Here is a 2,045-nt window from a genome sequence, read left to right as displayed (position 1 = left end):
CGGGGGTCACTGTCACCACCGAAGGGGGCGGCGTGGTGCGCGCCGGCTTCCTGCTGGAATGCGGCAACGGCCTCATGGACGGCTTCGACCGGCGGGTGGACGCCCATGTCATGCCCATCTGCAACTACATCGTCGCCACCGAGCCCCTCGGGACGCGGGCCAAGGGGGTCATCGCCAACGACGCGGCGGTGGCCGACAGCCGCTTCGTCATCAACTATTTCCGCCTCAGCGGCGACGGCCGGCTGCTGTTCGGCGGCGGCGAGAGCTACCGGCGGGGCCTCAGGACGGACGTGGCGAGCTTCGTGCGGCCCTACATGCTGCGGATCTTCCCCCAGCTTCAGGACGTGCGCATCGACTATGCCTGGGGCGGGGTGCTCGCCATCACCCTCAACCGGATGCCGTTCGTGCGCCGGCTGTCGGACAAGATCCTGGTCTCGGCCGGCTATAGCGGGCAGGGGGTGGCCCTGGCGCCCCTGTTCGGCAAGATCCTGGCCGAGGCGGTCAAGGGGCAGCTGGAGCGCTTCGATTTGCTCCAGCGCATGCCGGTGCCGCCATTCCCCGGCGGCAAGCTGATGCGCTACCCGATGATGGTGGCGGGCCTCAGCTATTACGCATTGCGCGACCGGCTCTGACGCAAGCCGGTCCATCCTGCGCCTGATGAGGTCCGGTCGGGCTCAGTTCAGCCCGCCGAGGCGCCGCGCCTCTGCGAGGGCCTTGAGGCAGCCCGCCTCGTCACCGCCGGCCTGGAGGTTGATGGCCTGGTTCAGGGCGCCATAGGCGCCGCTGTCCGGCGCCGTGAGGCCGGCTGCGGCCAGGGAGCCGGGGGTCGGCTGCTGGTCGGTCTGCGCGCCGATGGTCTGCTCCTGCGGCGCCGGCTTCCTGGGCGCGGGAACGCGCGCCTTGAGCTCCGCCTGGACGGTGACGATCTGCTCCAGGCAGGCCTGGGCGCGCGCGGGCGCCGACAGGGCGGCGAGGGCCAGCGCGGCGGTGAGCGCGCAGACGGCGCGGGATGCGAACAAGGCGACCATTCTCGACCTCAAGGGTTTGGGGCATGTCCCGATCACGCCGGTTCGCGGGACGCGCTCCTTCAATCTTGGCATCGCATTCCGGTCACGCGAAGCGTCATCCGCCGCGCATCGAAGATGCTCCGCCGGAGCCGGCCAAGCCGGTCCGGCGCGAGCATAAAGAGGCCCGGGCCGCCTTGCCATTGGCCTGGCGCAAAAGGGACCGGGCCACGGAAGGCCGATCGGGCGGGTTCAGTGCCCGTCGGCGGCCGCGCGGCGGCGCCGCGCGACCATGTTGAGACCCTCGATGGCGGCGGAGAAGCCCATGGCGGCATAGACATAGCCCTTGGGCACGTGGGCGCCGAAGCCTTCCGCGATCAGCGTCATGCCGATCATGATGAGGAAGCCCAGCGCCAGCATCACCACGGTGGGGTTGGCCTCGATGAACCTGGCCAGCGGATCGGCCGCGAGCAGCATGCAGGTGACTGCCGCGATGACGGCGATGATCATGATGGGGATATGCTCCGTCATGCCCACGGCGGTGATGATGCTGTCGATGGAGAAGACGAGGTCCAGCATCAGGATCTGCACGATGGCGGCGGAGAAGCCGATGGTGATCTTGGCGTCCGCCACGTCCTCGCTGTGGGTGCGGGGATCCACATTGTGGTGGATCTCCGTGGTCGCCTTCCACACCAGGAACAGGCCGCCGGCGATGAGGATGAGATCGCGCCAGGAGAAGCCGTGGTCGAACACGTGGAAGATGGGCGTCGTCAGCTTCACGATGATGGCGATGGTGCCGAGCAAGGCGAGGCGCAGCACCAAAGCGAGGCCGATGCCGATGCGCCGCGCCTTGGTGCGGTACTGGGGCGGCAGCTTGTTGGTGAGGATGGAGATGAAGATGAGGTTGTCGATGCCGAGCACCACTTCCATGGCCACCAGCGTCACCAGGGCCACCCATGCGGCGGGATCGGCAGCGAGTTGAAGGAGGTAGTCCATCTAGGCAGCACCTTCGGGGGAGGGGTTGGGGGAAAGGGCAAGGAC

Annotated in this window: 3 protein-coding genes; 1 reads left to right on the top strand and 2 read right to left on the bottom strand. The window is 68.4% G+C overall.

Features of this window, described 5'->3' with window-relative positions; all coding sequences use genetic code 11:
• Window positions 1–632, top strand: a 632-nt coding sequence (locus K9U40_RS22760; protein ID WP_282892367.1) for an NAD(P)/FAD-dependent oxidoreductase, incomplete at its 5' end; no start/stop codon positions are given.
• A gap of 42 nt (window positions 633–674) precedes the next feature.
• On the opposite strand, the gene K9U40_RS22755 is transcribed toward K9U40_RS22760, so the two are convergent.
• Window positions 675–1,028, bottom strand: coding sequence for a hypothetical protein (locus K9U40_RS22755; protein ID WP_282892366.1), 354 nt, complete (start codon window positions 1,026–1,028; stop codon window positions 675–677).
• A gap of 228 nt (window positions 1,029–1,256) precedes the next feature.
• Entirely contained in the window at window positions 1,257–2,000 is a 744-nt protein-coding gene (locus K9U40_RS22750; protein WP_282892365.1) for a TerC family protein, read from the bottom strand.
• Window positions 2,001–2,045 lie beyond the last annotated feature (45 nt).

This window comes from Xanthobacter autotrophicus, from assembly GCF_030015065.1.
In the GTDB taxonomy this organism is placed as follows: Bacteria; Pseudomonadota; Alphaproteobacteria; order Rhizobiales; family Xanthobacteraceae; genus Xanthobacter; species Xanthobacter autotrophicus_D.
Note: the sequence above shows the minus strand (reverse complement) of the source record. Positions and strands in the feature narration are given on the sequence as shown.